Origin of the sequence: Massilia sp. ZL223 (assembly GCF_018119395.1) — a bacterium.
Lineage (GTDB): Bacteria > Pseudomonadota > Gammaproteobacteria > Burkholderiales > Burkholderiaceae_D > Telluria.
Window position 1 is genome coordinate 1 of the sequence record NZ_JAGPWD010000030.1, and the last position, 18,813, is coordinate 18,813.

The 18,813-nt window shown below is 65.9% G+C and carries 12 protein-coding genes; 8 read left to right on the plus strand and 4 right to left on the minus strand.

Annotated features, from left to right (window positions below):
- Positions 1-39 precede the first annotated feature (39 nt).
- From lpdA to aceE, 3 genes are all read right to left on the minus strand, one after another.
- Positions 40-1,860, minus strand: coding sequence for a dihydrolipoyl dehydrogenase (lpdA, locus tag KBW95_RS17565; RefSeq protein WP_211525526.1), 1,821 nt, complete (start codon positions 1,858-1,860; stop codon positions 40-42).
- 13 nt (positions 1,861-1,873) lie between these two features.
- Positions 1,874-3,511, minus strand: coding sequence for a dihydrolipoyllysine-residue acetyltransferase (gene aceF, locus KBW95_RS17570; protein WP_211528894.1), 1,638 nt, complete (start codon positions 3,509-3,511; stop codon positions 1,874-1,876).
- A 79-nt stretch (positions 3,512-3,590) separates the two neighbouring features.
- The gene (gene aceE, locus KBW95_RS17575; RefSeq protein ID WP_211528895.1) at positions 3,591-6,287 is read right to left on the minus strand and encodes a pyruvate dehydrogenase (acetyl-transferring), homodimeric type; all 2,697 of its coding nucleotides are present in this window, start codon (positions 6,285-6,287) and stop codon (positions 3,591-3,593) included.
- 487 nt (positions 6,288-6,774) lie between these two features.
- Here aceE and folD point away from each other — a divergent pair, with 487 nt between their 5' ends.
- The 7 genes from folD (at position 6,775) to KBW95_RS17610 (ending at position 15,991) form a co-directional block, all read left to right on the plus strand.
- Entirely contained in the window at positions 6,775-7,680 is a 906-nt protein-coding gene (gene folD, locus KBW95_RS17580) for a bifunctional methylenetetrahydrofolate dehydrogenase/methenyltetrahydrofolate cyclohydrolase FolD (protein WP_211525523.1), read from the plus strand.
- 19 nt (positions 7,681-7,699) lie between these two features.
- Positions 7,700-9,781 carry a M3 family metallopeptidase gene (locus KBW95_RS17585; protein WP_211528896.1) on the plus strand — a complete coding sequence of 694 codons (2,082 nt, stop codon included), beginning with the start codon at positions 7,700-7,702 and terminating at the stop codon, positions 9,779-9,781.
- Positions 9,782-9,825: 44 nt separating this feature from the next.
- Complete coding sequence (locus KBW95_RS17590) at positions 9,826-10,251, plus strand: DNA polymerase III subunit chi (protein WP_211525521.1); 426 nt, start codon at positions 9,826-9,828, stop codon at positions 10,249-10,251.
- A complete protein-coding gene (locus KBW95_RS17595) occupies positions 10,248-10,622 on the plus strand; it encodes a hypothetical protein (protein ID WP_211528897.1) in 375 nt (124 codons plus the stop codon). Before KBW95_RS17590 ends, KBW95_RS17595 begins: the two co-directional genes overlap by 4 nt.
- Before the next feature lie 71 nt (positions 10,623-10,693).
- Entirely contained in the window at positions 10,694-12,832 is a 2,139-nt protein-coding gene (locus KBW95_RS17600; RefSeq protein ID WP_211528898.1) for an NHL repeat-containing protein, read from the plus strand.
- Between the two features lie 68 nt (positions 12,833-12,900).
- Positions 12,901-14,424 carry an FAD-dependent monooxygenase gene (locus tag KBW95_RS17605; protein ID WP_211528899.1) on the plus strand — a complete coding sequence of 508 codons (1,524 nt, stop codon included), beginning with the start codon at positions 12,901-12,903 and terminating at the stop codon, positions 14,422-14,424.
- Positions 14,425-14,485: 61 nt separating this feature from the next.
- Positions 14,486-15,991: a CYTH and CHAD domain-containing protein gene (locus KBW95_RS17610; protein WP_211528900.1), complete on the plus strand. Its 1,506-nt coding sequence runs from the start codon at positions 14,486-14,488 to the stop codon at positions 15,989-15,991.
- Between the two features lie 39 nt (positions 15,992-16,030).
- On the opposite strand, the gene KBW95_RS17615 is transcribed toward KBW95_RS17610, so the two are convergent.
- Positions 16,031-17,434 carry a hypothetical protein gene (locus tag KBW95_RS17615; RefSeq protein WP_211528901.1) on the minus strand — a complete coding sequence of 468 codons (1,404 nt, stop codon included), beginning with the start codon at positions 17,432-17,434 and terminating at the stop codon, positions 16,031-16,033.
- Between the two features lie 235 nt (positions 17,435-17,669).
- Here KBW95_RS17615 and KBW95_RS17620 point away from each other — a divergent pair, with 235 nt between their 5' ends.
- Entirely contained in the window at positions 17,670-18,806 is a 1,137-nt protein-coding gene (locus tag KBW95_RS17620; protein ID WP_211528902.1) for a branched-chain amino acid ABC transporter substrate-binding protein, read from the plus strand.
- Positions 18,807-18,813: the final 7 nt, after the last annotated feature.

Sequence of the window (18,813 nt, forward strand, 5' to 3'; positions counted from 1 at the left end):
GGACCAAAGAGGCCCCGTTTTCATACGCTCAGAAACCGATCAACGCTTGCGCGGCGGCGGCAAGTCCGTGCAAGTGCCTTCATAAGCCTCGGCAGCCATGCCGATCGACTCACCCAGGGTCGGGTGCGGGTGAATGGTCTTGCCGATATCCACGCCATCCGCGCCCATCTCGATCGCCAGCGCCACTTCGCCGATCATGTCGCCCGCGCTGGTGCCCACGATGGTGCCGCCGATGATGCGGTGCGTCTCGGCATCGAACAGCAGCTTGGTGAAGCCTTCGTCGCGGCCGTTGGCCACGGCGCGGCCGCTCGCGGACCACGGGAAGTGGCCCTTCTCGACCTTGATGCCCTTGGCCTTGGCTTCCTCTTCCGTGATGCCGACCCATGCCACTTCCGGATCGGTGTAGGCCACCGACGGAATCACCTTGACGTCGAAGTGCGCCTTCTCGCCGTGGGCCGCTTCCGCCGCCACGTGCGCCTCGTGCACCGCCTTGTGGGCCAGCATCGGCTGGCCGACCAGGTCGCCGATCGCGAAGATGTGCGGCACATTGGTGCGCATCTGGCTGTCGACCGGGATGAAGCCACGGTCGCTCACCGCGACACCGGCCTTGTCCGCGCCGACCTTCTTGCCGTTCGGGCTGCGGCCCACGGCCACCAGCACCAGGTCGTAGAGCTGCGGCTCGGGCGCGGTGACGCCGGCTTCCGCCGCTTCGAAGGACACCTTGATCCCTTCCGGCAGCGCTTCCACGCCGACGGTCTTGGTCTTCAGCATGATGTTGTCGAAGCGGTGGGCATTGTGCTTCTGCCAGACACGCACCGCGTCGCGGTCCGCGCCCTGCATCAGGCCGTCCATCATCTCGACCACGTCGATGCGCGCACCCAGGGTCGAGTACACAGTCGCCATCTCCAGGCCAATGATGCCGCCGCCGATCACCAGCATGCGCTTCGGCACCTGGCGCAGCTCCAGCGCTCCGGTCGAATCGACGATGCGCGGATCTTCCGGCACGAAAGGCAGCTTCACCACCGAGGAACCGGCGGCGATGATCGCCTTCTGGAACTTGATGACCTTCCTGGCGCCGTCCGGGCCGGTCACTTCGATGTGGTTCGGGCTCAGGAACTGGCCCACGCCCTGCACCACATTGACCTTGCGCGCCTTGGCCATGAAATTCAGGCCGCCGGTCATCTTCTTGACCACGCCGTCCTTGAAGCCGCGCAGCTTGTCGATATCGACTTCCGGCTTGGCGAAGGTGACGCCGACGTCGCCCATGTGGGCGGTCTCGTCGATCACGTGCGCCACGTGCAGCAGCGCCTTCGACGGGATGCAGCCCACGTTCAGGCAGACACCGCCCAGGGTGGCGTAGCGCTCGACCAGCACGGTGTTCATGCCGAGGTCGGCGGCGCGGAAGGCAGCCGAGTAGCCGCCCGGGCCCGCGCCCAGGACCATCATCTCGCACTCGACGTCGACCTGGCCGCTGTAGCTGGCGGCGCCCGGCGCCGGGGCCGCAGGGGCGGACGGGGTCGGGTGGGCCGGGGCGTACGAATCTGCCGGCTTGTTCGCCGGGGCCTGCGCAGGCGCGGCTGCCGGAGCTGCGGCAGGAGCAGCAGCCGGTGCGGCGCCTGCGCCGGATTCGTCCAGCATCAGCAGCAGCGAGCCTTCGTTGACCTTGTCGCCAACCTTGACCTTCAGCTCCTTCACGACGCCCGCGTGGGTCGACGGGATTTCCATGCTGGCCTTGTCGGATTCGACAGTGACCAGCGACTGGTCGACCTTGATGGTGTCGCCCGCCTTGACCAGCAGCTCGATCACTTCCACATCCTTGAAGTCGCCGATGTTCGGGACTTTCACTTCAACAGTGCTCATCGGTCCGCTCCAATCACAGAAGGGTCTTGCGCAGGTCGGCCAGCACCTCGGCCAGGTACGCGGCGAAGCGTGCGGCGCCGGCGCCGTCGATCACGCGGTGGTCGTAGGACAGCGACAGCGGCAGCATCAGGCGCGGCTGGAAGGCCGAGCCGTCCCACACCGGCTTCATCGCGGACTTAGACAGGCCCAGGATGGCCACTTCCGGTGCGTTGATGATCGGGGTGAACGCGGTGCCGCCGATACCGCCCAGCGACGAGATGGTGAAGGTCGCGCCCTGCATCGCTGCCGGCGAGAGCTTGCCGTCGCGCGCCTGCGCCGACAGTTCGCCCATCTCGACGGCGATCTGCGAAATCGTCTTCTTGTCGGCATCCTTCACGACCGGGACCACCAGGCCGTTCGGGGTGTCGGCCGCGAAGCCGATGTTGAAGTACTGCTTGACGATCAGGCTGCCGCCGTCTTCCGACAGCGACGAGTTAAATTGCGGGAACTTCTTCAGCGCCGCGACCGATGCCTTGATCACGAAGGCCAGCATGGTCAGCTTGACCGTCGACTTCTGCTTGGCCAGCGCGGCGTTCGAATCGACGCGGAACTGTTCCAGGTCGGTCACGTCGGCGTCTTCGAAGTGCGTGACGTGCGGGATCATGACCCAGTTGCGGTGCAGATTCGGACCCGAGATCTTCTTGATCCGCGGCAGGGCCACGGTTTCGGTCGGGCCGAACTTCGAGAAGTCCAGCGACGGCCACGGCAGCACATCCATGCCGCCGCCACCGCCGGCCTTGGCCGGGGCTGCAGCGGTCGGGCCTGCGGCCATCACGCCCTTGACGAAGTTCTGCACGTCCTGCTGGGTGATGCGGCCTTTCGGGCCGGTGCCCGGCACGCGGCCCAGATCGACGCCCAGTTCGCGCGCGAACTTGCGGATCGACGGCGAGGCGTGGGCTTTCGAGCCGGTGACGCCTTGCGCAGGGGCTGCGGCCGGTGCCGGAGCTGGTGCCGGCGCCGGGGCTGCTGCAGCTGCTGCTGCCGGAGCGGCTGCCGGTGCAGGTGCTGCAGCCGGTGCAGCTGCGGCAGGTGCGCCGCCGGTGGCTTCGAGCATCAGCACGAGCGAGCCTTCGGCAACCTTGTCGCCAACCTTGACCTTGATTTCCTTCACGACGCCGGCATGGCTCGACGGGATCTCCATGCTGGCCTTGTCCGATTCGACCGTGATCAGCGACTGGTCGACCTTGACGGTGTCGCCCGGCTTGACCATCAGTTCAATGACTTCGACTTCCTTGAAGTCGCCGATGTCCGGGACCCTGACTTCGACGATGCCGCCCGATGCGGCCGGGGCTGCCGGTGCCGCGCTCGGAGCAGGCGCTGCTTCAGCGGCTGGCGCCGGTGCGGCAGCGGCCGGTGCAGGCGCAGCGGCGCCGGCGGACTCCTCGAGCATCAGCACGAGCGAGCCTTCGGCGACCTTGTCGCCGACTTTCACTTTGATTTCTTTGACGACGCCGGCATGGCTCGACGGGATTTCCATGCTGGCCTTGTCGGATTCGACCGTGATCAGCGACTGGTCGACCTTGATGGTGTCGCCCGGCTTGACCATCAACTCGATCACTTCGACTTCCTTGAAGTCGCCGATGTCGGGGACTTTGACTTCCACAATGCTCATAGTGTTAGCTCCAAATTATTTTTCGAGTTAGCTTCAACCCGTCATCCCGGCGCAGGCCGGGACGACGAGCGGTGAGCATTTACTGGGTCACAGGATTCGGCTTGTTCGGATCGATACCGTACTTCGCAATCGCCTGCGCCACGACCGAGCGCTCGATCTTGCCTTCGTCGGCCAGCGCGCGCAGTGCAGCCACGGTCACGTAGTAGCGGTTCACCTCGAAGAACTCGCGCAGCTTGACGCGCGAATCCGAGCGGCCGAAGCCGTCGGTGCCCAGCACCTTGTAGGTGCGGTCCTTCGGCATGAAGGCGCGGATCTGCTCGGCGAACATGCGCATGTAGTCGGTGGTCGCGACGATCGGGCCGGTGGTGTTCTGCATCAGCGAGGTCACGTAAGGCACGCGCTGCTCGGCGTCCGGGTTCACCATGTTCCAGCGCTCGGCGTCCTGGCCGTCGCGGGCCAGCAGCGTCAAGGAAGGAGCCGACCACACGTCGGCGGCGACGCCCCAGTCGTTCTTCAGCAGCTCGGCGGCGAAGATAGACTCGCGCAGGATGGTGCCGCAGCCGATCAGCTGGACGCGGTTCTGCGCTTCCTTCGCGCCTTCCTGCAGCAGGTACATGCCCTTCAGGATGCCCTCTTCCTGGCCTGGCTTCAGGCCCGGATGCTGGTAGTTCTCGTTCATGATGGTGATGTAGTAGAACACGTCTTCCTGTTCTTCCACCATGCGGCGCAGGCCGTCCTGGATGATCACCGCCACTTCGTGGCCGAAGGTCGGGTCGTACGGCAGGCAGTTCGGGACCGTGGCGGCGATGATGTGGCTGTGGCCGTCCTCGTGCTGCAGGCCTTCGCCGTTCAGCGTGGTGCGGCCGGCGGTGCCGCCCATCAGGAAGCCGCGCGCGCGGATGTCGCCCGCCAGCCAGACCAGGTCGCCCACGCGCTGCATGCCGAACATCGAGTAGAACGTGTAGAACGGGATCATCGTGCGGTTGTTCGACGAGTACGAGGTCGCCGCGGCGATCCACGAGCTCATGCCGCCCGCTTCGTTGATACCTTCTTGCAGGATCTGGCCGGCCTTGTCTTCGCGGTAGTACATCACCTGGTCGCGGTCGACCGGCTCGTACAGCTGGCCCTGCTGGTTGAAGATACCGATCTGGCGGAACAGGCCTTCCATGCCGAAGGTACGCGATTCGTCGACCAGGATCGGGACGATGCGCTGGCCGATGCTCGGGTCCTTCAGCAGGCTGGTGATCACGCGCACGTAGGACTGGGTGGTCGAGATCTCGCGGCCTTCCGCGGTCGGCTCGAGCACGGCCTTGAAGGTTTCCAGCTTCGGCACCACCAGGGCTTCGTCGGCCTTGGCGCGGCGCTGCGGCAGGTAGCCGCCGAGGGCCTTGCGGCGCTCGTGCAGGTATTTCATTTCAGGCGCGTCGTCGGACGGCTTGAAGAACGGGATGTCGCACAGCTTGTCGTCCGGGATAGGGATGTTGAAGCGGTCGCGCATTTCGCGGATCGCCTCGTCGTCCAGCTTCTTGGTCTGGTGCGCGGTGTTGCGCGCCTCGCCCGACTTGCCCATGCCGAAGCCCTTGACGGTCTTCACCAGCAGCACGGTCGGCGAACCCTTGTTCTCCTGGGCGTTCTTGAACGCGGCGTAGATCTTGTGCGGGTCGTGGCCGCCGCGGGTCAGGCGCCAGATGTCGTCGTCGCTCATGTTGGCGACCATTTCGAGCAGCTTCGGATGCTTGCCGAAGAAGTGCTTGCGCACGTAGGCGCCGTCCTTGGCCTTGTAGTTCTGGTATTCGCCGTCGACGGTTTCCATCATCACGCGCTGCAGGATGCCGTCCTTGTCCTTCGACAGCAGGGCGTCCCACTGCGAGCCCCAGATGACCTTGACCACGTTCCAGCCGGCGCCGCGGAAGTCCGCTTCCAGTTCCTGGATGATCTTGCCGTTGCCGCGCACCGGGCCGTCCAGGCGCTGCAGGTTGCAGTTGACGACCATGACCAGGTTGTCGAGGCGCTCGCGCGCGGCCATGCCGATCGCGCCCATCGATTCCGGCTCGTCCATCTCGCCGTCGCCGCAGAAGACCCAGACCTTGCGGGCTTCGGTGTTGGCGATGCCGCGCGCGTGCAGGTACTTCAGGAAGCGCGCCTGGTAGATCGCCATCAGCGGGCCCAGGCCCATCGAGACGGTCGGGAACTGCCAGAAGTCCGGCATCAGTTTCGGGTGCGGGTAGGACGACAGGCCCTTGCCGTCGACTTCGCGGCGGAAGTTCAGCATCTGCTCTTCGCTGATGCGGCCTTCGAGGTAGGCGCGCGCGTAGATGCCGGGCGAGCTGTGGCCCTGGATGTACAGCAGGTCGCCGCCGTGCTCTTCGGTCGGGGCGTGCCAGAAGTGGTTGAAGCCGATGCCCAGCATGTTGGCCAGCGAGGCGAAGGACGAGATGTGGCCGCCCAGGTCGCCGTCGGCGCGGTTGGCCTTGACCACCATCGCCATCGCGTTCCAGCGCATCCACGAGCGCAGGCGCTCTTCGTATTCGAGGTTGCCCGGGCAGTTCACGTTGAGGTGGGCCGGGATGGTGTTCACGTAGGCGGTGTTGCTCGAGAACGGGATGTGGGCGCCGCGGCGGCGCGCCAGGTCGACCATGCGCTCCATCAGGTAGTGGGCGCGTTCGGTACCCTCATGTTCGATCACCGCTTCCAGGGCGTCGAGCCATTCCTGGGTCTCGAGGGTGTCCGGGTCGTTGGCAGCTTGTGCCGTCAACTGGTCGAGTTGAGCTGACATTAATGCGTCTCCTTGAGTATGCGCCCCACCCGATCCCTAAACATGGCTGGCGGCGAAGTGGTGAAATTTCAAATATCGATTAATAAACCCATGGATTCTAACAGCGGTATTTTTCTTTTTCAAATTGCGATATGTAGTTTCATTATGTGAAATCATATGCTGCAACCGCACATTTTTCGGTCGCTCGTGCGGTTTGCTTAACTTGCCAATCCTATAACGAAGTGCATTGGCAGAAGCTGCTAACTGTCCTCTCACCTATGGCATAAATACACCCGTCGTCCCGGCGAAGGCCGGGACCCAAGTTTGTTCGCGTCAACGCTGCTTAACTTGGGTCCCGGCCTTCGCCGGGAGTCGCTGCCGCCAGTGGCGGGAGCGACGGATGGGGTATGCGAACTTTAACTATGAATATGACAATGCTTGTCCCCACGCGGCGCGCGATACGGGCGCGGGCTTTATAATTTCATTTTTGCCCAGCCCGAGCCTACCCATGCCTGCCCAACTGATCGACGGAGTCCTCCTTTCCCAACAACTGCGCGCCGACATCAAGGAACGCGCCGCCAAACTCACCGCCGCCGGCAAGCAGCCCGGCCTGGCCGTGATCCTGGTCGGCGAAGACCCGGCCAGCCACGTCTACGTGCGCAACAAGGTCAAGGCCTGCGGCGACGTGGGCTTCCACTCGGTGCTGGAGAAGTACGACGCCGACCTCACCGAGCAGGCCCTGCTCGACCGCATCGCCGCCCTGAACGCCGACCCGGCGATCCACGGCATCCTGGTCCAGATGCCCCTGCCCAAGCACATCAACCCGAGCAAGGTCATCGAAGCCATCGCCACCAGCAAGGACGTGGACGGCTATTCGGTGCTGTCGGCCGGCGAACTGGTCGCCAACCTGCCGGGCTTCCGCCCCTGCACCCCGTACGGCTGCATGAAGCTGATCGAGACCACCGGCATCGACCTGCGCGGCAAGCACGCCGTGGTGATCGGCCGCAGCAACACCGTCGGCAAGCCGATGGCCCTGCTGCTCTTGCAAGCCAACGCGACCGTCACCATCTGCCATAGCGCAACGCCGGACCTGGGCTACCACACCCGCCAGGCCGACGTGGTCGTGGCCGCCGTCGGCCGCCGCAACACCCTGACCGCCGACATGGTCAAGCCGGGCGCGATCGTGATCGACGTCGGCATGAACCGCGACGACGCCGGCAAGCTGTGCGGCGACGTGGACTTTGCCGGCGTGAGCGAAGTCGCCGCGCACATTACCCCGGTGCCGGGCGGCGTCGGCCCGATGACGATTACCATGCTGTTGATGAACACCGTGGAGTCCGCAGAACGTGTGCACTCCAGCAGCCAAGCAACCGGCCAGGCAAAAGGAATGGAACCGAAGCCCGGCCTGGCATAACCTTTCAGGAAGGAAGACCATGAGCCTCGAGACCAGCAATCCCCTCCTCGATTTTTCCGGCCTGCCGCGCTTCGACCAGTTCCGCCCGGAACACGTCACGCCGGCCATCGAGCAGCTGATCAAGGAAGCCGCCGACGTCGTGACCCGGCTGGAAGCGCCAGCCGACACGGTGACCTGGGACAGCTTCGTGGTCCCGCTCGAGGAAGCCACCGAGCGCCTGGGCCGCGCCTGGGGCGTGGTCAACCACCTCAACCACGTGGCCGACACGCCCGAGCTGCGCGCCGCCTACAACGAGAACCAGCCCAAGGTGACCGAGTTCTGGACCGCCGTGGGCCAGAACGAGGCGCTGTTCGCCAAGTACAAGGCGCTGCGCAACAGTCCGGACTTCGCGAGCTTCAGCGCCGCGCGCAAGCGCATCGTCGAGAACGCGCTGCGCGACTTCCGCCTGGGCGGCGCCGAGCTGCCCGAGGATAAGAAGCAGCGCTTCGCCGAGATCCAGGAGCAGCAGGCCGCGCTGTCGACCCGCTTCTCGCAGAACGTGCTGGACGCGACCAACGACTACAAGCTGCTGGTCGAGCACGAAGCCGAGCTGTCCGGCCTGCCCGAGGACGTCAAGCAGGCCGCCCGCGCCGCGGCCGAAAAGGACGGCAAGGCCGGCTGGATGTTCACCCTGCATTTCCCGTCCTATTTCCCGGTCCTGCAGATGGCCCACCACCGCGCGCTGCGCGAGAAGATCTACCGCGCCAGCGCCACCAAGGCTTCCGAGGAAGGCGTGGTGTTCAGCGAGCGCGAGAAGTGGGACAACTCGGGCGTCATCGTCGACCTGCTCAAGCTGCGCCACGAAGAAGCCCAGCTGCTGGAATACGCCAACTTCGCCGAGGTCTCGCTGGTGCCGAAGATGGCCGAGAGCCCGAAGCACGTGGTCGAGTTCCTCGAAGACCTGGCGCGCCGCGCCCGCCCCTTCGCCGAGAAGGACCTGGAAGAACTGCGCGCCTTCGCCCGCGACGAACTGGCCCTGCCGGACATGCAGTCCTGGGACGTCACCTATGCCTCGGAAAAGCTGCGCGAGAAGCGCTACGCCTTCTCGGCCCAGGAAGTGAAGGAATACTTCCCCGAGCCGAAAGTGGTCGAGGGCCTGTTCAGCGTGATCCAGAACCTGTTCTCGGTCCAGATCAAGCCTGACGACGCGCCCGTGTGGCACCCGGACGTGCGCTTCTTCCGCATCGAGCGCGATGGCCAGCTGGTCGGCCAGTTCTACCTGGACCTGTACGCACGCGCCGGCAAGGCGCAGGGCGCCTGGATGGACGACGCGCGCGGCCGCCGCCTGGCCACCGGCGGCATCGTCCAGACCCCGATCGCCTACCTGACCTGCAACTTCACCCCGCCTGCAACGGTGGATGGCAAGCTGCAGCCTTCGCTGTTCACGCACGACGAGGTCATCACCCTGTTCCACGAGTTCGGCCACGGCCTGCACCACATGCTGACCGAAGTCGAGGAGCTGTCGGTGTCCGGCATCTCCGGCGTCGAATGGGATGCGGTGGAGCTGCCTTCCCAGTTCATGGAGAACTTCTGCTGGGAGTGGGACAAGCTGCAGCAGATGACCGCCCACGTGAAGACGGGTGAGCCGCTGCCGCGCGCGCTGTTCGACAAGATGACGGCGGCGAAGAACTTCCAGGCCGGCATGCAGACCCTGCGCCAGGTCGAGTTCTCGCTGATCGACATGCACCTGCACTACGATTTCGACCCGACCAGCGAGCGCACCGTGCAGGAGCTGATCGACGGCATCCGCAAGCAGTTCTCGGTCATCATTCCGCCGAGCTTCAACCGCTTCCAGCATTCGTTCAGCCACATCTTCGCGGGCGGCTACGCGGCCGGCTACTACAGCTACAAGTGGGCCGAGGTGCTGTCCGCCGACGCCTACGCGGCCTTCGAGGAAGCGCTGGAGCACGGCGGCGACCAGATCATCGAGACCGGGCGCCGCTTCCAGCGCGAGATCCTGGCGGTGGGCGGTTCGCGCCCGGCGCTGGAATCGTTCAAGGCCTTCCGCGGCCGCGAACCCAGCATCGACGCCCTGCTGCGCCACAGCGGCATGAACGCCTGATGCACCGGGGAGGCTGGCCCTCCCCTTTTTTTTTGACATACGACATGACCCGGATCGACTTCCACACCAACATCCCCGACAAGCTGACCTACGCCTGCCGCCTGGCGCGCAAGGCCTATGCCTCGCGCGCCAAGGTCGTGGTGCTGGCCGAGAGCGAGGAACAGGCGGCGGCCCTGAACGAGGCGCTGTGGATGGTCGGCGACACCGACTTCATCCCGCACGTGCCGGCGGGCGACCCGCTGGCGCCGCAAACGCCGGTGATCATCACCGCCGACGAAGCCGCGCCGCTGCCGCACCACGAGATGCTGGTCAACCTGACCCGGCGCACGCCTGCGATCGTCGACCAGTTCGCGCGCGTGTTCGAGATCATCTCCACCGACGAACTCGATGCCGCCGAAGGGCGCAAGCGCTACGTCGCGTACAAGAAGCAGTCCTATCCCCTGACCCACTTCGTCGCAGGACAGTCATGAGCCAGAACTCTTCATTCGATCCGAGCATTCCGGTGCTGACGGAAGTCGTCGTCGAGCCGGTTACGTCTTCCCCTGCGCCCGAGCAGGCCGCCCCCGCCGAACAGCTGGAGCGGCGCGCCGTCGAACGCTGGACCGGCGAGGAATGGAGCGTCCTGGAACGGCGCGTAACCGAACGCATCCTGCAGCAGCTGCAGGGCCGGATCGATTTCGTGATCGAGCAGCGCCTGCGCGACGGCATCGCCGAAGCGGTCAACGGGGCGCTGCAAGGCTTCACCGGCCAGCTGCGCGCCAACCTGGAACAGACCATCGGCGAAGTCGTCACCCAGGCCGTGGCCCAGGAAATCTCGCACCTCCAGACACTGGGCAAATAAGCCCAGGCTGGCGGCACGTTCGCTCCCCATCGGCTAAGATTGCGGCCTGAGCCATTCAACAAGCCGCACCAGTGAAACGAACCACCCTCATCGCGGCGCTCGCAGGCGCCGCCATCCTGGCCGCCGGGACGGCCCTGTACTTCACCGACTTCATCGGGCGCGAGCCCGGCGGCGTGGCCGTGCTCACGCCCGCCGTCACCTCGACCACGCCCTTCTGGCCCGCCCGCGTCACCACCCTGGCCGGCAATGGCCTGCCCGGCTTCGCCGACGGCGCGGCCGCCGCCAGCCGCTTCAGCGATCCCTACGGCGTGGCCATCGATCCGCGCGGGCGCATCTTTGTGAGCGACGGCGGCGACAGCAACCGCATCCGCATCATCGACCGTGACGGCACGGTCTCCACCCTGGCCGGCGGCCGCGAAGGCTTTGCCGACGGGAAGGGCGAAGCCGCGGCCTTCCACACGCCCTCCGGCCTCGCCCTCGACCACCAGGGCAACCTGTACGTGGCCGACACCGGCAACCACGCGATCCGCAAGATTGCGAAGGACGGCACGGTCACCACCCTGGCCGGCAGCGGCGCGCCCGGCTATGCAGATGGCCTCGGCCGCGCGGCCCAGTTCAACGGCCCGGTCGGCATCGCCGTGGACGCCGCCGGCATCGTCTACGTGGCCGACACCTACAACGACCGCATCCGCCGCATCGCGCTCGATGGCAGCGTGACGACGGTCGCCGGCAACGGCAAGCCCGGCAAGCTGGACGGCCCGGCCATGGACGCCGGCTTCGACACCCCGAGCGGGATCGCAGTCAGCCTGGACGGGACCCTGTACGTCGCCGACACCGGCAACCACGCGGTCCGCGTGATCGGCCCGGATGGCCTGGTCTCGACCGTCGCCGTGCCGGCCGAGGACGACCGCCGTCCGATACTGCGCCGCCCGGTCGGCGTCACGGTGACCCGCGACGGCTACCTCTACATCGCCGCCGGCTCGGGCGGGCGCATCCTGCAGCGCAAGCCGGACGGCGAATACCGCGCCCTGCTCGATGCCGACCTCGCCCCCGACCCGAACGGCTTCGGCAGCGACGGCACGGTCCAGCTATTCGGACCGCGCGCGATCGCGGTCGACCGCGACGGCAGCCTGGTGGTGACGGACGCCGCCGCGCCGCGCGTGCACCGCCTGGCCCAGCCGAAGCCTGGCGAAGCGTCCCCGGCGCGCGCGCATCCGCCGCTGGTGCGGCGCACCCAGCCCATGCCCTGGCCGATCGGCCCGCAGGACATGGTGCATGAAGTCGTGGGCGTGATGGGCGAGGTGCGCGGCAGCTACAACGGCGACAGCCGCGACCACTTCCACGCCGGCCTGGACGTGCGCGCCGATGTCGGCGAGAAGGTGCTGGCCGTATTCCCGGGCAAAGTCACCGACCCTTACGCCAACTGGGCCTTCGGCGCGCTCGGCGAAGGCCTGAGCGTCGGTCCGCTGTCCTATATCCACATGCGGGTCGGCCGCGACACGCGCGGCAAGGCCCTCGACCCGCGCTTCCAGCTGCTGCTGGACGCCAAGGGCAAGCCCGAGCGCGTGCGGGTGCCGCGCGGCACCCGCTTCCAGGTGGGCGACCCGCTCGGCACCATCAACGCCATGTCCCACGTCCACCTCGACTACTACCAGGGCGGCATGGTGGTCAATCCGCTGACCCTGCCCTTCGTCGGTTTCTCGGACAGCGTCTCCCCCACCATCCAGCGCATTGCCCTCTACGACAGCGCCAACAAGCGCATCACCGCCAGGAAGGGCCAGCTGCTCCGCGTGCCGCGCAGCCTGGGCGAGGTGCACATCGTCGTGAACGCCTACGACCAGGTGGACGGCAACCTGGCGCGCCGCAAGCTCGGCCTCTACAAGCTGGGCTACCAGCTGCTTCAGGCCGACGGCACGCCGGTAGCCGGCTTCGAGCAGCCCCTGGTGACCCAGGTCTACGACCGCCTGCCGCGCAATCCGGACGCGGTCAAACTGGTCTACGCGCCGACCAGCGGGATCACGGTCTACGGCAGCAAATCCACGCAGTTCGACTATGCTGTAAACAACCGCCTGCACAACGGTGAGGTCGAGGCAGGCAGCTGGAAGGTGGGCTCGCTGACTCCAGGAAATTACACCTTGCGCATCTACGCGGCCGACTACGCCGGCCAGGTGGCCTTGCAGGGACGCGACCTCGCCTTGATCGTGGAGTAGGCGCCGCACCGGGCGGGGAACATTTGCCCAACTTGGCGCTCTGAACGGGAACAGCCGGGGAGACCGCCATGGAAGACTACGACGTACTCATCGCAGGTGCCGGTCCGACCGGCTTGGTCCTGGGCTTGTGGCTGGCGCACCAGGGCATCCGGGTCGGCATCGTGGACAAGGCGGCCGAGCCCGGCACCACCTCGCGCGCCATGGCGGTCCAGGCGCGCATCCTGGAACTGTACCGCCAGGTCGGCATCGCCGACGAGGTCGTCGCCGAAGGCGCACCGGCCGAGGCGATCAACCTGTGGGTCAAGGGCAAGCGCAAGGCCCACCTGAACTTCCTCTCCGCCGGGAGCCGCGTCACGCCCTATCCCTTCGTGCTGATCTATCCGCAGGACCGGCACGAGCGCCTGCTGGAACGGCGCCTTCAGCTGGCGGGCGTGGAGGTCCAGCGCCAGACCGAACTCGTCGAGTTCGACGATCAGGGTGACAAGGTCGTGGCGCGCCTGCGCACGCCCCAGGGCGAGCGCGAATGCACGGCCCGCTTCCTGGCCGGCTGTGACGGCGCCCATTCCTTCGTGAGGCACAAGCTGGGCGCCGGTTTTCCTGGCGGGACTTACGCCCACCTGTTCTACGTGGCCGACGTGCAGATCCATGGCATGGACCCCGGCAAGGAAGTCCACGCCTCCCTCGATACCTCGGACTTCCTGCTGCTCTTCCCCTACGGAAGCGAAGGCCGCGCGCGCCTGATCGGCACCATCCGCGGCGACCGCGACGACCAGCCCGGCACCCAGAGCTTCGACGACGTCAGCCACAAGGCCATGGAAAGGCTGGGCGTGAAAGTCGGGCAGGTGTACTGGTTCTCGACCTACCGCGTGCACCACCGCGTGACCGACCAGTACCGGCACGGCCGCGCCTTCCTGCTGGGCGACGCCGCCCACGTGCACAGCCCGGCGGGCGGCCAGGGCATGAACACCGGCATCGGCGACGCCATCAACCTTGCCTGGAAGCTGGGCGGCGTGCTGCGCGGCGATGCCAGCGACGCCCTGCTCGACACCTACAAGGCCGAACGCCTGGCCTTCGCGCGCAGGCTGGTGGACACCACCGACCGCGCCTTCACCTTCATCACGGCCGAGGGCGGTGTCGCCGACTTCGTGCGCATGCACATCGCGCCCACGGTCGCCAGCGCCGCCTACAGCCTGGATGCGGTGCGCGAATTCGTGTTCCGGATGATCTCCCAGACGACCATCCAGTACCACGACAGCCCGCTGTCCGACGGCATCGCCGGCGCCATCAAGGGCGGCGACCGGCTGCCCTGGGCCGTGCACGATGGCCAGGACAATTACGCGACGCCGGCGCGCATCGACTGGCAAGTCCACGTCTATGGCGAGGCGCGCGAGGCGCTGCGCGAGTGGTGCCTGCGCCACGGCTTGCAGGTACAGGTTTTCCGGTGGGGCAAGGTGCACGAGGACGCCGGCTTCGAGCGCAATGCGGTTTACCTGGTGCGGCCCGACTACTACGTGGGGCTGAGCGACCCGACCGCTTCCTGTGATGCGATTGCCGGCTACTTCGCGGACCGGGAGTTCCGGCGCTATTCCTAACACCCCATCCATGCGCCGTCCTGGCTGCGCTTGTGCTCCACTAGCCGGGAAAGGACGACGCATGGAAACCGAACTGACACTCAAGGTTCCGCCCTCCGCCCTGGAGCGCGTGCGCAGCCATCCGATGCTGGCCGAGCGTGCCAAGGACGATCCGCGCGAACACCATCTGACCGACACCTGGTACGACACGCCCGAGCGCGACCTGTGGAAACACGGCCTCAGCTTGCGGGTGCGCAACGACAACGACAGCTGGCTGCAGATCGCCCGCACCGCGTCCAGCCTGCACCGCCGCGGCGAGTGGGAATCGGCCCTGCCCGGTGGCCAGCCCCAGCCCGAGCTGCTGGCGCGCCAGGTCAAGCCGGCCGAGCTGGCCAGGCTGCTCGCCGACCCCGGCCTGGCCGGCAGGCTGGAGCCGGTCTTCCTGAGCAGCACGCGCCGCACCACCTGGGACATCGCCTTGCCCGACGGCCGCCAGCTCGGCTGCGCGCTCGACGCCGGCGATATCGCCTGTGGCGACCGCCACGCCCAGTTTTCCGAGCTGGAGCTGGAACTCGAGCGCGGCGATCCGGCCGAACTGTTCGAACTGGCGCTGGCCCTGCACGAAGACATCCCGCTCGAGCTGGGCGGCGCCAGCCTGGCCGCGCGCGGCTACGCCATGCTGACGGACGAGCCGGCGCCGGCGGTCAAGGCCGAGAGGATCAGGCTGGGCAAGCACATGACGCTGGAAGACGCCTACCGGTGCATCGGCCTGAGCTGCCTGCGCCAGATCGAGGCCAACCTGCCCGGCGTGCTGCGCAAGGACGTCGAGAGCCTGCACCAGATGCGGGTCGGCCTGCGCCGTTTGCGGGCGCTGGTCGACATGTTCGAGAAGCTGGCCGCGCCGCCGGAAGCGATACGCGAAGGACTGGACTGGCTGTCCGGCGAACTGGGCGCCGCGCGCGACTGGGACGTGCTGGCCGGGGGGACGCTCGATCACGTCAAGGGGATCGACCCTGCGGCGCTGCGCACGGCGGCGCAGGACAAGGCGAACGCCCTGCACAAGCAGTTACTGCACACCTTGCATGCGCCGCGCTATACGGTGCTGATGCTCCAGCTCAATGGATGGCTACGCGGCCGCCAGTGGCGTGCCGACGGCGCCCTGCCGGGGAAGTCCCCGCTGGCCGGGCGCGCCACGCGCGGCCTGCTGCCGCTGCTGTGCAAGGCCGAGAAGCGCCTGGCGCGGCGGATCAAGGCACTCGATCCGCAAGACGCTCCGGCGCGCCACAAGGTGCGCATCGCCGCCAAGAAGGCGCGCTATGCGGCCGAGTTCTTCCACGATCTGCTGCCGGGCAAGCGCACCAGGCGCTACACGAGCCGGCTGTCCGACCTGCAGGACCGCCTGGGCACCCTCAACGACTTCGCGGTGGCGGACCGGCTCCTCGACGGCCTCGCGGCCGGCCACGGCCAGGTGCCGCGCCAGGCGTCCTGGGTGCGGGGCTACCTCGCCGCTGTCGGCGAATCCGGTGGGCAGGAGCTGGCCAAGCCGCTCAAGCGTCTGGTGAAACTGCGGATCACGCGCCAGCGGTAACGGGCGCACGACGAAGACAGCGGAACAGATACGGGCCGGTCAGCTCAGATCGGTGACGCACAAACAGGCATCGGGAACTTCGCTGCACCCGCACAGCGGCGTCTTGCTCAGGCGTATCAAGCGGTTACCGCATTGTGTTTCCTTGTTCGAGCGGAAGCACGGCTTGCGTTCGGACGTGCAGCTGATCCGCCAACCCTGCTCCTTCGCTTCCGCTTCGACGTCGGGATGCGGAATGCCTGAATAACTCCCGGGATAGACTGACATGATCATGCGTCCATGTCCTACCGCGTTGGGCACCGAGCCTCGGGTCACCTTTCCTCCGTGGTGAGGCGCCACCAAACCGGTGAGGTCGCGTTTCGCAAATGCGGGGATGGACGGGAAATCGGCATCGCCGGTGAGCAATATCCGCGCCGCGCTTATATCGTCCTGCACCAGCATGCCGATGGCTTCGTTATTCCGAAGGAAAGCAGGCGTGGTGGGCGTGCCACTCATCGGATTACTCAGAAATAGCGTTACGCGACCAAGGGTAATGTCTTGCTGGTTCGCCGGCCAGAAGCGCAAGGCAACGCCGCCCCTGATCCTGGTTGCGCCGAGCGTCTGCACGAAATGAATATGGCTCGGCCTCAGTTGGTGCCTATGGTGCGGGCGGCGCAACAGCCAGGGCCGCCTCAAGGCTTTGCGCCGATAGGTCGGAACGCTGATCCATGCAAGTAGCTTGCTGTCCCATTTCGCCATCCCTTTTTCAATGGCATAGCCCCAATGATCCCGATCGAGATGGGAAAGCACGACAGGTACCGGGAAACCCCGTGTTTCCAGCCCAGCCGGAAACGGATCGAAGTGCTCGGCGGTGGGCGGAATAGATTTCGGGAAAAAGGACAAAGGCCAACCCAGGTCGAAAAACATCACAGGATGTTCGTATTGATCCACTACTGCCGACATACTTCCTTGTCCCACGTCGTACACGGCTACCGCCACCGCCTCATCGCTCCCGGATGCGAATGCCTCCAGCTTGTCCGTGTCGGGGTGCTCCTGAAAAAGGGAAATCCGCTCAAGTGTCCTGATGTGCCGTCGCTGCGGCTTGCTCTCACTGATACGTACGAAATAGGGAATATTATTGTTGTCGATTCGATTTAATCCGGTGGCGAAGGCGCGAATTTCGTCGTCGCTGCCGGTGCTGCGATCCGAAACAGTGATGAGCAGGTAGCCCTCATGGTTGCGCAGCCGCTGGGTGATCCCGCGCTCTTCCTGCAGCGTCAAGAGGAAGAATTGGAGGCGCTTCGTTTCCTGGTTCTGCTCCGCCGCCAAGCGATCGAGTGCGGTGATCGGAACGGCGTCCAACACGAGCTTGGTGTCCTCGCCCGTGCTGCCGTCCGCGTGTTCTCCAAACAGTTCGACAACGGCCAAGTAATCGGCCGACTTTCCGGAATTTCTGTGACGTCCCATTTCAGATTCTTTCCCAACGGAATTGATATGAAAATCATATCAATTTTAGGCAAAACATGGGAGCCCCTGATGTTAAACTTTCTTTCGCAGGCCATCGGGCTGTTGCGTTTCCGTCGAAAATGCTTTGTGCGATGAATCGTGATGGGCCGCGAACATGTGCTTTTTTCTTTTCTGGCCCGGGAAACTGCGGTACTTTGGTTGAAGAATGTCGGCCATTCTCCTGAAGGAGACACACATGCACCCCAGCCTCAAGCTCCTCCCGCTTGCGCTCGCCATGACGGTTGCCGGCAGCGCGCTGGCCCAGCAGGTCGTCAAGATCGGCCACGTCGGCCCGGTCTCCGGTCCCAACGCCCACCTCGGCAAGGACAACGAAAACGCCGCCCGCATGGCGATCGACGAGCTCAATGCCAAGGGCTTCACGATCAACGGCCAGAAGGTGAAGTTCCAGCTGCTGGCCGAGGACGACGGCAGCGATCCGAAACAAGGCACGGCGGTGGCCCAGAAACTGGTCGACGCCAGGGTCAACGGGATCGTCGGCCACCTGAATTCCGGCACCACGGTGCCGGCCTCGAAGATCTACCACGACGCCGGCCTGGTGCAGATTTCGCCGGCCACCACCGCGCCCCAGTACACGAAGCAGGGCTTCCCTGGCGCCTTCCGGGTGGTGGCCAACGATGCCAAGCTGGGCGGCACCCTGGGCAAGTATGCGGTCGAGACGCTGAAGGTGAAAAACATCGCCGTCATCGACGACCGCACCACCTATGGCCAGGGCGTGGCGACCGAGTTCGTCAAGGGCGCCAAGGGTCCGGGCGTGCGCATCGTCGGCAAGGAGTTCACCAGCGCCACGGCCACCGACTACGCCGCCATCCTGACCTCGATCCGCGCCAAGAAGCCCGACATGGTGTTCTTCGGCGGCATGGATTCGGTGGCCGGGCCCATGCTCAAGCAGATGAAGTCGCTCGGCATCAAGGCCATTTTCATGGGCGGCGACGGCATGTGCACCGAGGCGCTGGGCCGGCTGGCGGGCAATGCCCTGGACGACCGCCAGGTGATCTGCGCCGAGGCCGGTGGCGTGAAAGGCGCGCAGGAGCAGGTCATGACGGACTTCCGCACGCGCTTCAAGCAAAAGACGGGGCTGGACGTGCAGCTCTACGCGCCCTATGTGTACGACTCGGTGATGGTGATGGCGACCGCCATGCAGAATGCGAAGTCGGCGGAGCCGGCGAAATACCTGCCGGAGCTGAAGAAGATCAGGTACGAGGGTGTAACCGGCACCATCCAGTTCGACCAGTTCGGCGACATCCAGAACGGCGCCCTGACCCTGTTCACCTACAAGGGCGGCAAGCGGAGCCGCATCGACGTGATCCGCTGAGCATTTC

Coding starts and splice junctions, on each gene's coding strand:
- lpdA (WP_211525526.1), bottom strand. CDS start 1,860: ATGAGCACTGTTGAAGTGAAAGTCCCGAACATCGGCGACTTCAAGGAT.
- aceF (WP_211528894.1), bottom strand. CDS start 3,511: ATGAGCATTGTGGAAGTCAAAGTCCCCGACATCGGCGACTTCAAGGAA.
- aceE (WP_211528895.1), bottom strand. CDS start 6,287: ATGTCAGCTCAACTCGACCAGTTGACGGCACAAGCTGCCAACGACCCG.
- folD (WP_211525523.1), top strand. CDS start 6,775: ATGCCTGCCCAACTGATCGACGGAGTCCTCCTTTCCCAACAACTGCGC.
- KBW95_RS17585 (WP_211528896.1), top strand. CDS start 7,700: ATGAGCCTCGAGACCAGCAATCCCCTCCTCGATTTTTCCGGCCTGCCG.
- KBW95_RS17590 (WP_211525521.1), top strand. CDS start 9,826: ATGACCCGGATCGACTTCCACACCAACATCCCCGACAAGCTGACCTAC.
- KBW95_RS17595 (WP_211528897.1), top strand. CDS start 10,248: ATGAGCCAGAACTCTTCATTCGATCCGAGCATTCCGGTGCTGACGGAA.
- KBW95_RS17605 (WP_211528899.1), top strand. CDS start 12,901: ATGGAAGACTACGACGTACTCATCGCAGGTGCCGGTCCGACCGGCTTG.
- KBW95_RS17610 (WP_211528900.1), top strand. CDS start 14,486: ATGGAAACCGAACTGACACTCAAGGTTCCGCCCTCCGCCCTGGAGCGC.
- KBW95_RS17615 (WP_211528901.1), bottom strand. CDS start 17,434: ATGGGACGTCACAGAAATTCCGGAAAGTCGGCCGATTACTTGGCCGTT.
- KBW95_RS17620 (WP_211528902.1), top strand. CDS start 17,670: ATGCACCCCAGCCTCAAGCTCCTCCCGCTTGCGCTCGCCATGACGGTT.